15 protein-coding genes and 2 pseudogenes are annotated in these 15,553 nt (G+C 74.8%); 12 read left to right on the forward strand and 5 right to left on the reverse strand.

All coding sequences use genetic code 11. The annotated features are described in order from the left end of the window. Positions 1-164: 164 nt before the first annotated feature. The 4 genes from ACGFSC_RS15725 to ACGFSC_RS15740 all read left to right on the forward strand — a co-directional run bounded on the left by ACGFSC_RS15725 (position 165) and on the right by ACGFSC_RS15740 (position 4,358). Positions 165-947, forward strand: a complete 783-nt coding sequence (locus ACGFSC_RS15725) for a universal stress protein (RefSeq protein WP_359904328.1) — start codon at positions 165-167, stop codon at positions 945-947. Between the two features lie 149 nt (positions 948-1,096). Further along, positions 1,097-2,476, forward strand: a complete 1,380-nt coding sequence (locus ACGFSC_RS15730; protein WP_359904331.1) for a M48 family metalloprotease — start codon at positions 1,097-1,099, stop codon at positions 2,474-2,476. Between the two features lie 87 nt (positions 2,477-2,563). Further along, positions 2,564-2,986, forward strand: a complete 423-nt coding sequence (locus ACGFSC_RS15735; protein ID WP_359904334.1) for a MarR family transcriptional regulator — start codon at positions 2,564-2,566, stop codon at positions 2,984-2,986. Positions 2,987-3,203: 217 nt separating this feature from the next. Next, positions 3,204-4,358, forward strand: coding sequence for a PP2C family protein-serine/threonine phosphatase (locus ACGFSC_RS15740; protein ID WP_380348463.1), 1,155 nt, complete (start codon positions 3,204-3,206; stop codon positions 4,356-4,358). Positions 4,359-4,464: 106 nt separating this feature from the next. Here ACGFSC_RS15740 and ACGFSC_RS15745 read toward each other — a convergent pair. Both ACGFSC_RS15745 and ACGFSC_RS15750 read right to left on the reverse strand, forming a co-directional pair. After that, positions 4,465-5,750, reverse strand: a pseudogene (locus ACGFSC_RS15745) (ABC transporter substrate-binding protein). Positions 5,751-5,931: 181 nt separating this feature from the next. After that, complete coding sequence (locus ACGFSC_RS15750) at positions 5,932-6,525, reverse strand: hypothetical protein (protein ID WP_359904343.1); 594 nt, start codon at positions 6,523-6,525, stop codon at positions 5,932-5,934. Here ACGFSC_RS15750 and ACGFSC_RS15755 point away from each other — a divergent pair. From ACGFSC_RS15755 to ACGFSC_RS15785, 7 genes and pseudogenes are all read left to right on the forward strand, one after another. Further along, positions 6,524-7,306, forward strand: coding sequence for a hypothetical protein (locus tag ACGFSC_RS15755; RefSeq protein WP_359904346.1), 783 nt, complete (start codon positions 6,524-6,526; stop codon positions 7,304-7,306). The genes ACGFSC_RS15750 and ACGFSC_RS15755 overlap by 2 nt on opposite strands. A gap of 969 nt (positions 7,307-8,275) precedes the next feature. Continuing rightward, positions 8,276-8,941, forward strand: a complete 666-nt coding sequence (locus tag ACGFSC_RS15760) for an ATP-binding cassette domain-containing protein (RefSeq protein WP_359904349.1) — start codon at positions 8,276-8,278, stop codon at positions 8,939-8,941. Positions 8,942-8,969: 28 nt separating this feature from the next. Then, positions 8,970-9,116, forward strand: a pseudogene (locus ACGFSC_RS15765) (ABC transporter); the annotation flags it as partial. Between the two features lie 124 nt (positions 9,117-9,240). Beyond that, entirely contained in the window at positions 9,241-9,672 is a 432-nt protein-coding gene (locus ACGFSC_RS15770) for an ATP-binding cassette domain-containing protein (RefSeq protein ID WP_359904352.1), read from the forward strand. A gap of 154 nt (positions 9,673-9,826) precedes the next feature. Continuing rightward, positions 9,827-10,159: a type VII secretion target gene (locus tag ACGFSC_RS15775; protein WP_359904355.1), complete on the forward strand. Its 333-nt coding sequence runs from the start codon at positions 9,827-9,829 to the stop codon at positions 10,157-10,159. Positions 10,160-10,161: 2 nt separating this feature from the next. After that, on the forward strand, positions 10,162-11,421 hold the full coding sequence (locus ACGFSC_RS15780) for an amidase domain-containing protein (RefSeq protein ID WP_359904434.1): 1,260 nt from the start codon (positions 10,162-10,164) through the stop codon (positions 11,419-11,421). 4 nt (positions 11,422-11,425) lie between these two features. Further along, complete coding sequence (locus ACGFSC_RS15785; protein WP_359904358.1) at positions 11,426-11,872, forward strand: hypothetical protein; 447 nt, start codon at positions 11,426-11,428, stop codon at positions 11,870-11,872. Between the two features lie 387 nt (positions 11,873-12,259). Here ACGFSC_RS15785 and ACGFSC_RS15790 read toward each other — a convergent pair whose 3' ends face one another. After that, the gene (locus ACGFSC_RS15790) at positions 12,260-13,033 is read right to left on the reverse strand and encodes a GNAT family N-acetyltransferase (RefSeq protein ID WP_359904361.1); all 774 of its coding nucleotides are present in this window, start codon (positions 13,031-13,033) and stop codon (positions 12,260-12,262) included. A 4-nt stretch (positions 13,034-13,037) separates the two neighbouring features. Beyond that, on the reverse strand, positions 13,038-13,601 hold the full coding sequence (locus ACGFSC_RS15795) for a MerR family transcriptional regulator (RefSeq protein WP_392863476.1): 564 nt from the start codon (positions 13,599-13,601) through the stop codon (positions 13,038-13,040). 104 nt (positions 13,602-13,705) lie between these two features. Between ACGFSC_RS15795 and ACGFSC_RS15800 the strand changes: the two genes are divergently transcribed. Next, positions 13,706-14,668 carry an NAD(P)-binding domain-containing protein gene (locus tag ACGFSC_RS15800; RefSeq protein WP_359904364.1) on the forward strand — a complete coding sequence of 321 codons (963 nt, stop codon included), beginning with the start codon at positions 13,706-13,708 and terminating at the stop codon, positions 14,666-14,668. Here ACGFSC_RS15800 and ACGFSC_RS15805 read toward each other — a convergent pair. Next, a complete protein-coding gene (locus ACGFSC_RS15805) occupies positions 14,622-15,410 on the reverse strand; it encodes an SDR family oxidoreductase (protein ID WP_359904367.1) in 789 nt (262 codons plus the stop codon). The two genes, ACGFSC_RS15800 and ACGFSC_RS15805, sit on opposite strands and share 47 nt — an antisense overlap. Between the last annotated feature and the right edge of the window lie 143 nt (positions 15,411-15,553).

Consider the following 15,553-nt stretch of genomic DNA (forward strand, 5'->3'; position numbering starts at 1 on the left):
CGGGGGCCCGGCATCGCCGGCCGGTCGCCGGACGCCCCCTGGCCCGACCGTCCCAATGGCCCCGGCCGACCCGGCCACCGTGTCCCTGGCGCGGAGGCGGGCGGGGCGCGCAGCGTGGTGTGCAGGGAGCGAATCCCGCGCCGAAGGCCGGGAGGTGTGGCGTGATGGGCAGCAATCAGATCTCCGCCGTGGGCGGCAGTCCCCCGTCCCTCACCCGGGAGCACCGGATCGTGGTCGGGATCGACGGCTCCGGGCCGTCGAAGGCGGCCCTGCGCTGGGCGGTCGGCCAGGCCGTGCTGACCGGCGCGGCGGTGCACGCGGTGGCGGCCTGGGAGTACCCCTCGCTGTACGGGTGGTTCGCGCCGATGGTGGACGACGGCTTCGAGCGGACCGCCCGCCGCACGCTGAGCGCCGAGATCAACGAGATCCTCGGCCCGGACCGCTCGGTGGAGGTCCGGGAGAGCCTGGTGCTCGGCCACGCCGCCGAGGTGCTGCTGGAGGCGGCGGCGGGGGCCGACCTGCTGGTGCTGGGCAGCCGGGGCCGGGGCACCTTCGCCCGGACGCTGCTCGGCTCGGTGTCCACCCGCTGCGCCGTGCACGGCGCCTGCCCCGTGGTGATCGTCCGCGCCGACGGGACGGTGGCCGCCCCGCCGCCGGTCGCGGCCGGCGGCGAGGGCGTCGAGCAATCGGCCCCCGGTGCCGTGCGCACCAAGGACTGGCAGCTCAGCCTGCACGTGGTCGAGGACGAGGACACCACCCGGGTGCACGCCGTGCTGAACGCCGACGGCGACGTGCTGCACAGTGACGCCCGCTCCCGCCGCAACCCGCGCGACGCCCCGGCCCCCGCCGTCGGCGACGAGTTCGCGGTCGGCCGCGCCCTGGTGGACCTCGGCCACCAACTGCTGCGCTCCGGCGTCCACGGCGCCACCGGGCCCACCGAGGAGTGAACCGCCGCCCGCGGGCGACCGCCGGGCCGCGGCATGCGCATCGCCCCGTCGGGTACGCCATGCTGAATCACCGCTGGACCACCGCTGGACAATCGCCGAACCGCCGTACCGCCCCTCCCGCGACCCGACCGGAAGAGCCGCACCCCGCCATGGACACCACCCCGGCCCCCGAACCCCCGGCCGCCGAACCCCCGGCCGCCGAACCCCCGGCCGCCGAACCCCCGAACCCCGAGACCGCGATCCCCGAGGCCGCGATCCCCGAGGCCGTGGCCTCCGAGACCATGGCCTCCGAGACCGTGACGGCCGAGCCCGCGACCTCCGAATGCACCCCGCCCGGCGAAGCCCCCGCGCCGGACTTCACCCCCGACGAGCGCGCCCGGGGCCGCGCGCTGCGCCGAGCCCAGCTGCCGTGGGCACTGGGCGGACGGCTGGCGGGCCTGGCGCTGACCCTGCTGCTCGGCCTCACCCCGGCCGGTGCCGCCCTGGTGACCGCCGTCGGCGGCTGGTTCGGCGGCTCCCGGACGGCCGGGGTACTGGCCGGCGCGGCGGCCCTGGTGGTGCTCGGCCAGGCGCTGCAACTGCCGTTCGGCGCCGGGGCGCGGACCGTCCGGGCCCGGTACGGGCTGGTGACCCAGGGCTGGGCCGGCTGGGCGCTGGACGCCGTACGCGGCCTCGCGCTCACCCTCGTCCTCGTCCTCCCGCTCGCACTGGGCCTGTTCGCATTGACCGCCTGGTCGCCGCAGCACTGGTGGCTGCCGGCGGCGGGCGCGGCGGCGCTGCTGACGGCCGCGCTCTCCTTCCTCCATCCGCTGCTGATCGAGCCGGTGTTCAACCGCTTCTCCCCGATGCCCCCCGGGGAGCTGCGCACCGCGCTGCTCGCGCTGGCCGAACGGGACGACGTCCGGGTGCGGGACGTCCTGGTCGCGGACGCCTCCCGTCGCACCACCGCGCTCAACGCGTACGTCTCCGGGTTCGGGGCGACCCGCCGGATCGTCGCGTACGACACGCTGCTGACCACCGCGGAGCCGCGCGAGGTGGAGCTGGTGGTCGCGCACGAGCTGGGCCACGTCAAGCACCGGGACGTGCCGGTCGGCACCGCGCTGGGCGCGGTCGGCGCGGCCGTCGCGGTGGCCGTCCTCGGCCTGCTCGCCGCCTGGCCGCCGCTGCTGGACGCCGCCGGGGCGACGGACGCGGCGGACCCCCGGGCGCTGCCGCTACTGGCGGCGCTCGCGGCGCTGCTGGGCACGCTGTCGGGGCCGCCGCAGTGCGCGGTGAGCCGCCGGATCGAGGCCAGGGCGGACCGGCACGCGCTCGAACTGACCGGGGACGTCGAGCAGTTCGTGGCCATGCAGCGCAGACTGGCCGTGGCGAACGTCTCGGATGTCGACCCGCCGAGGGTGCTTGAGCTACTGTTCGCCACTCACCCGAGTGCGACCAGGCGGATCACCGCCGCCCGCGCATGGCGGGCCGCACCGGAGCAGCGAGCGCCGGGGCGGCGGGCAGCAGGGCGACGGGCAGCAGGGCGATGAGCGCCGGAGCGGCGAGCACCGGAGCAGCGTGCGACCCCGGGCAAATCCGTTGTATAGTGCAACAAATATCGAGGAGATAGGAACGCCGTGCCCGGCCGCCAGTCGTCCATCGAGACCATCCAGCGCGAGCTGACCGCCTTCGCCCGCCGCGCCCGGCACAAGGCCTCCCAGCTGCACCCCGACCTCTCCCTGGTCACGTACAGCATCCTCGACCTGATCACCGAGCGCGGCGGCTGCCGGGCCGCCGACGTGGCCGCGCACTTCATGCTCGACAAGTCCACCGTCAGCCGCCAGGTCACCGCCCTGGAGAAGCTCGGCCTGCTGGCCCGCGAGACCGATCCGGACGACCAGCGCGGCCAGATCCTGCGCGCCACCGAGGCCGGCCTCACCCTGCTGCGGGACGCCAACGAGCAGCGCAGGCTCTCCTTCACCGCGCGCTTCACCGACTGGTCCGACGAGGACGTCGCCCGCTTCGCCGACTACCTGGCCCGGTACGGCCAGGAGGGCTGACCTGGGGGAGCCACCCGGAACACCGGCCGGAGGGGCCGGTCGAAGGGGCCTAACGGAGAGCCGGTCGAAGGGGCCGGTCGAGCCCTTCCGGGTGCGCCCCTCCGCCTCCACGGTGTACAGAGGAGGAGTGCCCCTCCGGCAGCGTCCCGATGCGCCGCACCGCTCGAACGCGACGCATCCCCCCGACCGCCGCCGCGCCTGGCTGCCCGACCGCCGGGTGCTGACGGCGCTGACCCTCGCGCTGATCGTGCTGATCGCCGTGGTCGACATCCTCTCCCCGCCGGACATCCACCTCGGCCCGCTGCTGATCGTCGCCCCCGCCCTCACCGCCTCCTTCGCCGGACCCCGGGCCACCGCCGCGGTCGCCGCGCTCGCGTTCGCCGCGCTGACCGTCATCGGCGCCGTCCGCGACAGCCTGACCAGCGCGAACATCGAGACCCAGCTGAGCGCGCAGCTGATCGTCTCGGTGCTGATCGTCGGCCTGCGGGTGCTGCGCGAGCGGCACGAGCGCGAGCTGGCCCGGGTGCGCTCGGTGTCCGAGGCCGCCCAGCGGGTGCTGCTGCGCCCGCTGCCGGAACGGATCGGACCGCTGCACCTGGCCTCGGTCTACCTGGCCGCCGAGGCCGAGGCGCAGGTCGGCGGCGACCTGTACGCGGCCGCCCGCACCGCCACCGGCACCCGGCTGCTGGTCGGCGACGTCCGCGGCAAGGGACTGTCCTCGCTCGGCGACGCGGCCCTGCTGCTCGGCGCCTTCCGCGCCGCCGCCCACCTGCACGCCGAACTGCCCGACCTGGCGGCCTACCTGGACGGCAGCGTCAGCTGGGACCTCGCCCAGCTCGCCGAACAGTCCCGACGGGACCGCCGCGACCGGCGTGAGCGACGCGAGCGGCAGGGCCTGCAAGCGTTGTCCGCCCTGCCCCTCCCCTCGCCCGAGGAGCCCCCCGAGGAGAGCGGCGAAGCCGGAGAATCCTTCATCACCGCCGTCCTGCTCGACATCCCCGACGACGGTTCCCCGGTCCGCCTGATCGACTGCGGCCACCCGCCCCCACTGCTGCTGCGCTCCGGCGGCATCACCACCCTCGCCGCGCACCATCCCTCCCCGCCGCTGGGCCTCGGCGAACTCGCGCCGGCGCGGTACGAGGCGGAGACCTTCCCGTTCCGGCCCGGCGACCGGCTGCTCATCTACACCGATGGCGTGATCGAGGCCCGCGACGCCCAGCGGCGTTTCTACCCGCTCACCGAACGCGTCACCGCCTGGCGCTCCGAGCGCCCCACCGCCCTGCTGCAGAGCCTGCGCCGCGATCTGCTCGCGCACGTCGGCGGCAGGCTGGACGACGACGCGGCCATGGTGGTGGTCGAGCGGCTGCCGTGAGGGTGGGCGACCGGCAACGACAAGCAATGGATGACGGCTAACAGATGACAGATTTCGAAATCTGTCATCTGTTAGCCGTCATCTGAAAGCTGTTCCCTGAAAGCTGTTAGCTGAAATCCGTCGGCTGTCGGCTGTCGGCTGTCGATCGGACCCTGCGCCACGGCTTGTACGGCAGCTGCGGCACGTCGAAGCAGTTCGTGGTCATCGACGGCACCTGGGTGACCCAGCCGCCCTGCCCGCCCTGGGCCGAGTCCTGCCAACGGGCGGCGTTCAGGCACGCCCGGGTCGGCCCGGTGGGAGGCGGCTGCGGGACGAAGGAGGCGGGCAGGATCAAGCCGTGCGCGTCGTAGGGCTCGGCGCGGTTCATGAACGCCTCGACGCAGGAGCGCGTCGGCGCGACGCCGCAGGAGTCCAGCGCGTCGGTCAGCCACTGCGCGCCCGCCCAGCCCTCCAACTCCCAGGCGGACAGCAGGGCGGCCCGGTCCGGGTGGTAGCGGGCCGTCGCGGTCCGGAAGTCGTGGACCGCCGGGTACTGCTGTTCTGCACGTTGGTGCCCTTCGCCGCCACCGTCACCCCGGCCTCGTCCGGCGCCCGGCACAGCGCCGCGTTGCCCCGGGAGTCCATCGCGTCGAACAGCAGCTGCGAGCCGTCGGCGTGCACCGCCGCGGCCACCGCCTGGAAGTTCGGCAGCGCGAAGTCCACCGTCCGGAGCAGCACCCGGCACCCCTCGGCCTCCAGCCCGGCCTTCAGCTGTCCGGCGTAACGGGTCGAGTCGGCCTGGTTGTGGGCGACCACGGCGGCGCTGGTCGCGCCCAGTCGCTGCTTGAAGAACCGGAAGACCTCGGTGCCCTGGTAGAGCGTGCCGTTCCAGCCGACCGGCCGTCCGTCGCGCGGGGCGCCGCTGCCGTAGATCCCGTAGAGGTGCGGCCAGCGGTCGTACTCCGTGCCGATCGGCTGGCCGCCGACGTCCGGCGCCGCCTTGCCGCTCACGTACGGGGCGCCCGCGTAGTCGAGGACGCTGCCGCTGACGAAGGCGAAGACGTGTTCCCGGTCGATCAGCCGGTGCACGCAGTCCTGGTTGCCGACCCCGCTGCCGCCGTCGTCACAGGTCACCAGCCGGACGGTGCGCCCGTGCAGGCCGCCGCGGTCGTTGAGGGCCTGGAAGAAGGCCTGGAAGAAGGCCTGGGCGCCGTAGCGCGGACCGCTGAACACCTCGCTGCCGACCGGGCTGGTGAGCGAGGTGACCAGCCCGATCCTGACCTCCGTGGCGGTGACCCCGGTGTCGGAGGCGGGGTTGGCGCTCCCGGCCGCACCGGTGGCTCCGGTCACACCGGTGGCTCCCGCAGCAGGGGAGGCGAGGGTCTGGCGGGTCGCGAAGGCCTCGGCCGGCAGCCGGGAGCCGGTGCCGCAGCCGGCGAGCAGGGCGGCGAGGGGCGGCAGGAGGACGGCGAAGCGGCCGGTGAGGGCGCCGCGGGAGCGGTCCGGGCGGACCGCCGCCCGGACACGGCCGGGCCGCCGGCGCGGGAGCGCGTCGTCGGCCGGGCGGCGCGGCAGGGCAGTCGGCCGCATCCGGTCAGCCGCAGCCGGGGATCGGGGTGGCCGTGGCACCGCCGGCCTGGGTGACCAGACCGCACAGGGTCGAGCGGGACACCTTCCAGGTGCCGTTGTCGAGGACGGACTGGCCGGTCGCGCTCGGCTCCACCACGTTGCCCTGCAGCGAGAGCGCGTACGTGACGGTCGCGTCGCTCGCGTCGATGAACGCGACGCCGGCGACCTTCGCCTGCACCTGGCCGACCCTCGGGTCCTGGGCGAAGCCCTGGAGCGCCGGGAGCAGTTCGTCGCCGCCCTGGAGCAGCTGGGCCTTGTCGGCGATCGGGGTGTCGGGGTCGAAGAACCTCTCCCAGTTGGTGGTGATCTCCCCCTTCGCGGCGGCCGGGTCGGCGGGGGCCGTGCCGGTGGCGGTGGCGGTGGCCGTCGCAGGGGCGGACTCGGTGGCGGTCGCCGTGACGGTGGCACCCGTCCCCGCCGGGGAGGTGGCCGCAGAGCCGGACTTGCCGTCGCTGCCGCACGCCGCCGCCGTACCCGCGAGCAGCAGGACGAGCAGTACGCTCGCCGCCCGCCGGGCCCGGCGGGCGTCCTCGGGGGTGCCGCTTCGCGTCACGTGCATGGTGGTCTTCCCTCTCGACTGCGCCGCCCGGGCCCCGCTCTCCGTGTCCCGGATGCTGTTCCAGGCCGATCCTGGAAACGTCTCAAGTGACACCATGAAGGCGGATCCATGGACGAATCACAATCTGACGGAGAAATCACCCGTAACGCCCCGGAGGGTTCGCCCGTCCGACGCGGCGGCCGCCCGGGGCGAGATCCGTCGGGACGGGTTCCGTCGGACTCGGCCGCTGCGGACCGCCCGGGAGTGGGCGGGCTGGCTGCTCGCCGCGGTCGGCGCGGTGCTGTGCGTGCTCGGCTGGTACGGGACCTCCGGTGAGCGCTTCGTCGAGCAGCAGGTCCCCTACCTAACCTCGTCCACCATCCCCGGCACGGCACTGATCGTGTCCGGGACCTTCCTGATCGCACTGCGACCGCCGTCCCCGCCGGAGCACACGGATCTGACCGACCGACGGGTGGAACGGCTGTACGACCTGCTGGTCGAACCGGACGCCGGGCCCGCTCCACCGGACCCGGCCGACCGTTCCGGACAGGCCGACCGTTCGGGGCAGGCCGACGAAGCCGGCGAGGCCGATGTCACCGATGACGCCTGGTGGCTGGCCGTCCCCGAGGGCACCCGCTACCACCGGCCGGACTGCCCGCTGGTCACCGGCAAGGACCTGGCCGCACCGGTGGACGCGAACGCCGTCCGGGCCCGGGGCCTGACGCCCTGCCCGCTCTGCTCGCCGTCCGCCGCCGGGCCGGGCCCCACCCGTCCGGGCGAGTCCGCCCCGCCGAGTGGCTGACCGCCCATGAGCCCGTCGCCCCTCGACGCCGGCACCGTCGCAGGAGTCTCCGCCGTCGCCGTCGGCGTCCTCGCCGCCACGATCGGCCGCCTCCCCGGCGGAATCGCCGCCCTCCCCCTCCCTGGCCGCCGCGCACCCCCGACGGCCCCTCTCCCCGCGTCCCGCCTCACCCCGACCGGCCGCCGACTACGGTCCCTCATCGCACGGGACGGACGGCGATGATCCTCAACTCCCCCACCACGCAGACCATCGGGCGACCCGGCGGAACCTTCGGCCCCAGCCGCGACGAGGACCACCGAGCCGCCGGGCCAAGGACCGGCAAGCCCCTCGGCCACGGACAGCGGTTGTCGCACGGCCCGCGGAGGGAGAGGGACGACTGTCTCCGCCGGACCGCGGCAGGCGTTGCCCAACGGGCCAGGGCACGCACACTCCGGAACAGCAATGCAGCGGCTACGAGCTGCGGCGGGCCCGTTCAGCCCCACCTGGCTGCCACCGACCCCACGGGGTACGGCCCGGCCGATTGGGCCGGGGAGCGAGGATCACCGCGCGAGGCGGGCGGTCGTGATCACCAGGTCCCCCTGCGCCCAACCCGTCGGGCGATACCGCAGGGCCGTCAGAGCCACCCGGCGAAGTCACCGGCGAGTCACAGCCACGAGTGACCGAACGATGGGCACCGCAGCGAGGGCTGTCCCGAGGCTCTCGGCTCACCCGCTGCTCTCCGCGGCGGAAAGTGCAGCGCACGGGCCGACCGCGGGCAAGGGGCCGGCCGCACGGGCGCATCGTCTTCCGCAGGCGCAGGCCCACGCGCACGCGCACAGCGCAGATCACCGCATCGGAGGAACTGCCATGACCACCCCGCCCCACAACGGCAGGCCGCTCCACAGCGCAGGGGCACGACCATGAGCGCCCTGCCCCCACCGCCCGACTCACCGCGCGGGGCGTCGTGCGGCGGTACGGGGGATCGAGGCGGTGGGCGGGGTGGACCTGGTGGCGCGGGCGGGGCGGATCACAGCGTTGATCGGGCCCAACGGGGCGGGGAAGAGCACCTCGTTCGACTGTCTGGCCGGGACAGTGCGGCCCGACGGCGGGCGGGTGCTGCTCGGCGGGCGGGACGTCACCGGGCTGCCCGCGCACCGGCGGGTGCGGCTGGGGCTTGGGCGGACCTTCCAGCAGACCGCCGTCTTTCCGACCCTCTCGGTGGCCGACAACGTCCGGGTGGGCGCCGAGCAGTACGCCCGACGGGTGGACGCCCGGACGGCCGCCGAGCGTTCGGCCCGCGCGCTGCGGTTGTTCGGCTTGCAGGAGATCGCCGCCGAACCGGCCGGTGGGCAGCCCACGGGGGTGTTGCGCCTGGTGGAGCCGGCACGGGCGTTGGCGAGCGAGCCCCGGGTGCTGCTGCTGGACGAACCGGCGGCGGGCCTCGACGCCGCGCAGACGGCCCGCCTGGTGTCCGTCCTGCGCGGCCTCGCCGAGCGCGGCATGGCGCTGCTGCTGGTCGAGCACGACGCCGAACTGGTCGCCGAACTCGCCGATGCCGTCTACGCCATGGCGCAGGGCCGGGTGGTCGCCGCCGGACCGGCCGCGGCCGTCCTGACCGATCCCCGGGTCACCCGGGCGTGGGGAGCCGCCACATGATGCCGAACCGCCCGACCTCCGGGGTGGGTTGATTCCCGTCGAAGCCGCCCTTCGTGCCGCCCGGGTCCGCTACGGCCCGCTGGAGGCGCTGCACGGTGTCGACCTGGACTTCCCGTCCGCCGCCGTCACGGTCCTGCTCGGCCGCAACGGGGCCGGGCGGACCAGCGCGCTGCACGCCCTGGCCGGGGTGGTACCGCTGTCGGGCGGGCGGGCGCTCTGGCGGGACCGGGACATCGGCGGGCTGTCGGTTGCACCAACGGGTGCGGCGGGGCCTGGCCGTGGTCCCGGCCGGTCGCGGGGTGTTCGGTTCGCTGACCGTGGCCGAGAACCTGCTCCTGGGTGGGCCGGGGCGCGCCGAGGTGCTGGAACTGTTCCCGGAGCTGATCGCCCTGCTGGGCCGCCGGGCCGGCGCCCTGTCGGGTGGCGAGCAGCAACTCGTCGCTGTCGGGCGGGCCTTGGCGACGCGGCCCGCTCTGCTCCTGCTGGACGAGCCGGAGCGCGGCCTGGCCCCGGCCGTCACCGCGCGGCTGCACGCCCACCTGCTGGCCGGCGCCGCCGACGGCCGTGCGGCCGTGCTCGCCGCGCAGTCGCTGCCGCACCCCCTGGCCGGGGCCGCGGTGGTGCACGTGCTGCACCGGGGCGAGGTGGCGTTCTCCGGCGAGCCCGGGGAGGTCCTCCCGGGCGGTCTCTTCCCGTCAGGTCCGGACGAGGCCCGGTTTCCGCGCCGGTGACCGGCTGCCCACCGTCCGACAGGAAGCAAGGCAACCAGCCCCGTTGAATTACTTTTTCATGACTTTCGGATGACCTTTCCCTTCCAAACCGGTCGTTACGATGGCCGCACCCATGTCGATCGGGATCGACATAGCCGGGTAGGGGGACCTGACCGTGAACCACATCCACGTCCAGACACATGCGTTGCGACAGTCGGCGAACGGCCTCACGGAGGCCGCCAAGACCTTCGGCCCCGTCGGGCACTGGCTCGACAACAGCCACACGGCCGCCGACGCGATGTCGGCCTGGGACTCCGGTCCGGCACTGAAGGACTGCGCCGACGCCTGGCAGGCCCACGTGAAGTCGGTCGTCGATCAACTCCATCTCTACTCCTCACAGTTGCACGAGTCGGCGCAGTCCTACGACCAGGCCGACCAGGAGTACGCCCGCCGGCTCGACGCCGCACTCGGTGACCTCGGGGGCACGGAACCGGGGCAGCAGCCGTGACGATGACCATCGCGGCGCTCAAGGCCGCCAACAGCATCGACGTCGATGCCGCCGCCGGCTCCTGGCTCTCCCTGTCCAAGCAGGCGTGGCAGGCCGTCAACGACATCCATGCCAACGGTGTCGACCCGCTCAAGGAGAACTGGAAGGACAAGGTCGGCGAGGCCGCCGGCCGCAAGCTCCAGGAGCAGGCCCAGATCCTGGAGGCCGGCGCGGACATCATGCGCGGCGTCGTCATGATCCTCGACGGGCTGAGCGCCGGCATCACCCGGGCCAAGCTCACCCTGAACTCCGCCCTGGACATGGCCCAGCAGTACGGCCTCACCGTCGACGAGACCACCGCCACCGTCCACGGCAGCGGCGGCGCGGCGGCCTCGAACGACAACGCCGTCCAGGAGGTGGACGCCATGCTCCAGGAGGCGCTGCGCGAGGCCGCCCAGGCCGACAAGCTGGCCTCCGCCGAACTGCGCAAGCTCGCCGCCGCGACCTGCGAGACCGACCCGCGCAAGGCACTGGACCAGCTCCAGCGCGAAGCCTCGCAGACCGAACTGTCCATGTACACCGGGGGCATCCCCAGCGGGCAGGACCCCCGACTGGTCGCCGACTGGTGGAAGGCGCTGACCGACAACCAGCACAAGCAGCTGATGCTCTCCGACCCCGTGACCCTCGCCAACCTCCCGGGCATCCCCGACGACGTGAAGGTGGGCCTGCGCGGCGGGCCCAACGCCAAGTACGACCGGGTGAAGACGGTCCAGTGGGCGCTGGAGCACTGGAACGACACCACCATCGACGTCTTCGACGACAACTGCACCAACTTCGCCTCCGAGGCGCTGCGCCAGGGCGGCGTGCACGCCAAGTGGGACCAGTGGTGGGGCTGGCGCGGGGACGACACCTGGGGACGCAGCGACGACGCGGGCGGCGACTGGCTCGACCAGCGGCTCGACTATTCGAAGAGCTGGGCCGGGGCGCAGAACATGCACGACTTCATGATGCGCCACGGCGGTCAGGAGGTCCCGCCGGGCGAAGTGAAGCCCGGGGACATCGTCTACTACGAGGAGGACTCCGACCAGGACTCCCAGGACAAGAAGGGCGTCGTCCACCACACCGCGGTGGTGACGGCGGTGACCCCGGACGGGGACATCCGCTACACCCAGCACAGCGGCGGCCAGCAGAACGCGAGCATGGGCGGCCGGATCGACAGCTTCCAGGAGCAGCGCGGGCACCAGAAGCTGCACTTCGTCCGCGTGAATCCGGACTGGTACTAGGCGTATGAGTGAAGAACAGCGCTCCCCGCGGTGGCTCCGGGCGGGCGGCCCGCTGCTGCTCGCCTGCCTCGGGTGGGCGTGCGGCGTGCCGACGCTCGTCGCGGACGGCGACATCCACGGGCTCGTGAGCCGCTGCCAGGACAGCCCCGGCGCCCCGGCCCCCGTACTGCCGCTCGCCTGGGCGGGGTTGGGGCTGGCCGTCGTCTCGGTGTGCTGGGGCGGCTGGCAGCTCGTCGCCGCCGTGCGCCGCAGGACGTTCCGGATCGGCCCGGGGCACGCCCTGCTGTGCGTACTTCTGCCGCTGGCGGCGATCGGGGTGCCGTTCCAGTACTCCCTGGTGCAGACCGCCGTGCACGACACCGGGGCTCAGCGGAGCAGCTGCTTCGGGCAGGGCCCGCTCACGGGCGCGGTCGATCCGGCCGCGGTGCCCCGGACACGGCTCCCGGCCTGATCGCCGCCGGGCAACCCGGCGCACGAACCCGAGGCCGAGGCCGAGCCCGAGACCGAGGCTGAGACCGAGGCTGGGAGCGAAGCCGCCGAGGGCGGCGGGCACGACGGCCGTCGTGCCGAGGACGCGCGGGTGGTAGTGGTAGAGGTCGAACACGCCGAGGCTCCTCCCCGGGGACCCGGACGGTCCCCGCTCGTGGTGCCTCAACGATGACCCCGGCCGGCCCTCCCCCGCATGTACCGAACGGCACATCCTGAGCAGCGGCACCCCCGTACTCCCCTGCCGATCGGCCCAGTTCCCCAGGTCCCGGCCCCTCCGGCCCCGGCCCCCTCGACTCCCGGCCCCTCCGGCCCCGGCCCCTCGGCCGCCCGCGGCCGCCTGCGGCCGGGCCTACGGCTGGCGCACGTAAGGGGTCGTCGTGCTCACCCAGGCGAAGCCGAGGCGCTGGAGGATGGGCCGGCTCTGGTCGCTCGCGTCGACCTGGAGGTACTGGTAGCCGAGTTCGGCCGCGAGCCGGGCCCGGTGGGCGATGAGGGCCCGGTAGATGCCCCGGCCGCGCCAGTCCGGTGCGGTGCCGCCGCCCCAGAGGCCGGCGAACCCGGTGTCCGGGACCAGCTCCATCCGGGCGCCGCTGACCGGGCGGCCGCCGGCCATCGCGACGACCATGCTGACCGTCGAGGTGCCGTGCCGCAGGTGGTCGAGCAACCGCGCGCGCAGCCCCGGGTGCTCGGAGCCGAAGGCCTGTTCGTGGGCCTCCATCAGCAGGTCCACCCCGGCCGGGTCGGTCACCGGGAGCAGCCGGACCCCCTCGGGCAGGGCCGCGTCGGTGGGCAGGTCCGCGATCCGGGCGAGCATCAGCGCCTCGTCCGGCTCCGGGGTGAAGCCGGCCGCCAGCAGCCTGGCGCCGAGATCGGCGGGGCGGTCGTGGGAGTAGGCCTTCCACTCGAACTCCAGGCCCAGTCCGGCGAAGTGGCGCACCTGCGCGGCGATCGCCGCGTCCGCGCCGGCCTCGTCCAGGCCGGACCAGACGACGCCGTTCCAGCTGTGCTCCGGGCCCACCTGCCGGATCACCGCACCGTCGCGTTCGACGCGGCAGCCGGGGTCGGGCGGCGCGTTGCGCCGGAGCCGGTCGTCGAACAGGGCGAGCACCTCGTCATGATCCATCCGCTCACTCCAGCACGGTCCGGGAGCGCGCGCCATCGAGTTTCCGTGCCGCCGACCGCGGGCGACGGTCCCCGGCGGTCGCATCCACGGCGGTCGCACCCACGGCGGCAGCGCCCACGGCGGCAGCGCCCGCAGCGGTCGCACCCGCGGGGGCCGCATCCGCGCCCGGCGTCCGCTCCGCCGCCCCGATCCGGCCGGACCGGATCGCCTCGCCCGGCGCCCGAGCACCCATGATGGCGTCCAACAGGCCCCGGGCCCGGTCGAGTTCGTCCATCTGCCGGGTGATCCTGGCGCGCTCCCGGGCCAGGCCGGCGAGCAACTCGGGGCAGGTCGGGCCGGGCGTTCGCTGCCCGGGAAGCGGCAGGCCGTGGAGGATCTCGGCGATCACGGTGCTGTTGAGCCCGGCCGCGAGGAGGGTGCGGATGCCCCGGACGGTGTCCACGTCCCGCTCGTCGTACTCGCGGTAGCCGCTGGGGCGGCGCTCGGGGGCGAGCAGCCCCTGCTCCTCGTAGTAGCGCAGGGCGCGCGGGGTGACGCCGGCGCGCCGGGCGAGTTCTCCGATCCGCATCGCGGACACCTCCTCGGCGGAGCGTCCGCGCCGTCCGCCGCGACGTTCCACCGTGCCTCTGCGCCTTGACTCTGCCGTCGGCGTGAAGCTCTAGCGTAGCCGCCGTGCCGAACGAACGATCTTCCTCAACCACCCCTGCCCGAACCGCCGTTGCCGTGCTGGGCCTGGGCCCGATGGGCCGGGCGCTCACCGGGGCGCTGCGGGCCGCCGGACATCCGGTCACCGTGTGGAACCGCACGCCGGGCCGGGACGCCGAGCCGCTCGCCCTCGGCGCGCGGTCGGCCGCGAGCGCCGCCGAGGCGGTGGCGGACGCCCCGCTCGCGCTGCTCTGCGTCCGCGACCAGCCGGCCGCCCGGAGCGTGCTGGAGGCGGCCGGAACGGCGCTGCGCGGCCGGACCGTCGTCAACGCCACCTCGGTCTCCCCGGACGACGCGCGGGCGAACGCCGCCGACGCCGAGGCCCGGGGCTTCCGCCTCCTGGACACCGCGGTCCTCACCCCCACCCCGACCGTCGGCCGCCCGGAGGGCACCGTCCTCCTGAGCGGCGACGCCGAGGCCTTCGCCGCCCACGAGGCCGCACTGCGGGCACTGGGCGGCACCGTACGCCACGTGGGCGCGGACCCGGGGCGGGCGAGCGCCTTCGACGCCGCCCTGCTCGACCTGTTCTGGACCACCGTGCACGGCTACCTGCACGCCCTGGCGCTGGCCCGAGCCGAGGGCATCGGCGGCGCCGAACTCGCCCCGTACGCCCAGGGCCTGCCGCGCCTGCTGCCGCCGCTGATCGACGGCTACGCGCAGCGCGCGGACGAGCGCAGGCATCCGGGCGACCGCAGCAGTCTCGCCTCCGCCGAGGCCGGGCTGGCGCACGTCGCGCACACCGCCCGGGCGCGCGGCCTGGACACCTCCGTGCTGGACGCGGCGCTCGCCCTCACCCGGACGGCGGTCGGCGCCGGACACGGGGCGGACGGAGTGTCCGTCCTGGTCGAGCTGCTCACCGGGAGCCGGGCGCCCGGTGGCGGCCCTACTGCGCCAGGTACCCGCCGTCCACCGGCAGCACGACCCCGGTGACGAAGGACGCGTCGTCGGAGGCGAGGAAGAGGACGGCCGCCGCGACCTCGGCCGGGTCCCCCAGCCGCCCCATCGGGTGCCGCTTCTCGATCGCCGCGAGGTACTCCGGGCCACCGGGCTCGTCGTACAGCCGGGCGACGCGCGCGGTGGTGATGGTGCCGGGGGCGACGGCGTTGACCCGGATGCCGCGGTCGGCCCATTCCACGGCGAGGTGTTTGGTGAGGCCGGAGGCGACGAACTTGGCGGGACCGTACACCGCCTGGCCGCGCTGACCGGCCTCGCCGGAGATGGAGGACAGGCAGACGATCGAGCCGCCGGGCCGGTCCTGGGCGGCCATCGCCTCGATCGCGTACTTGCAGGTGAGGAACATGCCGCGGCCGTCCACCGCCATCACGTGGTCCCAGTCCTCGGCGGTGGCCTCGGTGATCTCCATCAGGGGGATGATCCCGGCGTTGGCCACCAGGACGTCCAGTCGCCCGTGCCGCTCGACGGCGGCTGCCACCATCCGGCGGGCGTCCTCGTCCCGGGCCACGTCGCCGACCACCGTGCTGACGGCGCCGGGGAATCGTTCGGCCAGCCGGTCCAGCCCGGCCGCGTCCACATCGGTGGCGACCACCGACGCGCCCTCCCGGGCGAAGCGTTCGGCGACCGCCCTCCCGATGCCGTTGGCCGCACCCGTCACCACACAGGAGCGGCCGGCCAGCCGCCCGCCCGCCGGGCTCTCCGCGTTCACAGTCACCATGGCGGGACTCTACCCAGCCGACGGGCGGGAGCCGGGGCTCTTCGGGCGGTACGCCGGATCCGGACGGTCGGCGGCGCAAAAGCGGTCCCGGAGCGGCCCCGGAGCAGCCCCAGGACGACGCCAAGCGGCTCGAAGGGAGCACG

The sequence above is a fragment of the Kitasatospora sp. NPDC048715 genome, assembly GCF_043198905.1.
Taxonomy (GTDB): domain Bacteria; phylum Actinomycetota; class Actinomycetes; order Streptomycetales; family Streptomycetaceae; genus Kitasatospora; species Kitasatospora lactacystinica.

Coding starts and splice junctions, on each gene's coding strand:
- ACGFSC_RS15725 (WP_359904328.1), top strand. CDS start 165: ATGGGCAGCAATCAGATCTCCGCCGTGGGCGGCAGTCCCCCGTCCCTC.
- ACGFSC_RS15780 (WP_359904434.1), top strand. CDS start 10,162: ATGACCATCGCGGCGCTCAAGGCCGCCAACAGCATCGACGTCGATGCC.
- ACGFSC_RS15805 (WP_359904367.1), bottom strand. CDS start 15,410: ATGGTGACTGTGAACGCGGAGAGCCCGGCGGGCGGGCGGCTGGCCGGC.
- ACGFSC_RS15795 (WP_392863476.1), bottom strand. CDS start 13,601: ATGCGGATCGGAGAACTCGCCCGGCGCGCCGGCGTCACCCCGCGCGCC.
- ACGFSC_RS15750 (WP_359904343.1), bottom strand. CDS start 6,525: ATGCACGTGACGCGAAGCGGCACCCCCGAGGACGCCCGCCGGGCCCGG.
- ACGFSC_RS15790 (WP_359904361.1), bottom strand. CDS start 13,033: ATGGATCATGACGAGGTGCTCGCCCTGTTCGACGACCGGCTCCGGCGC.
- ACGFSC_RS15785 (WP_359904358.1), top strand. CDS start 11,426: ATGAGTGAAGAACAGCGCTCCCCGCGGTGGCTCCGGGCGGGCGGCCCG.
- ACGFSC_RS15755 (WP_359904346.1), top strand. CDS start 6,524: ATGGTGGTCTTCCCTCTCGACTGCGCCGCCCGGGCCCCGCTCTCCGTG.
- ACGFSC_RS15730 (WP_359904331.1), top strand. CDS start 1,097: ATGGACACCACCCCGGCCCCCGAACCCCCGGCCGCCGAACCCCCGGCC.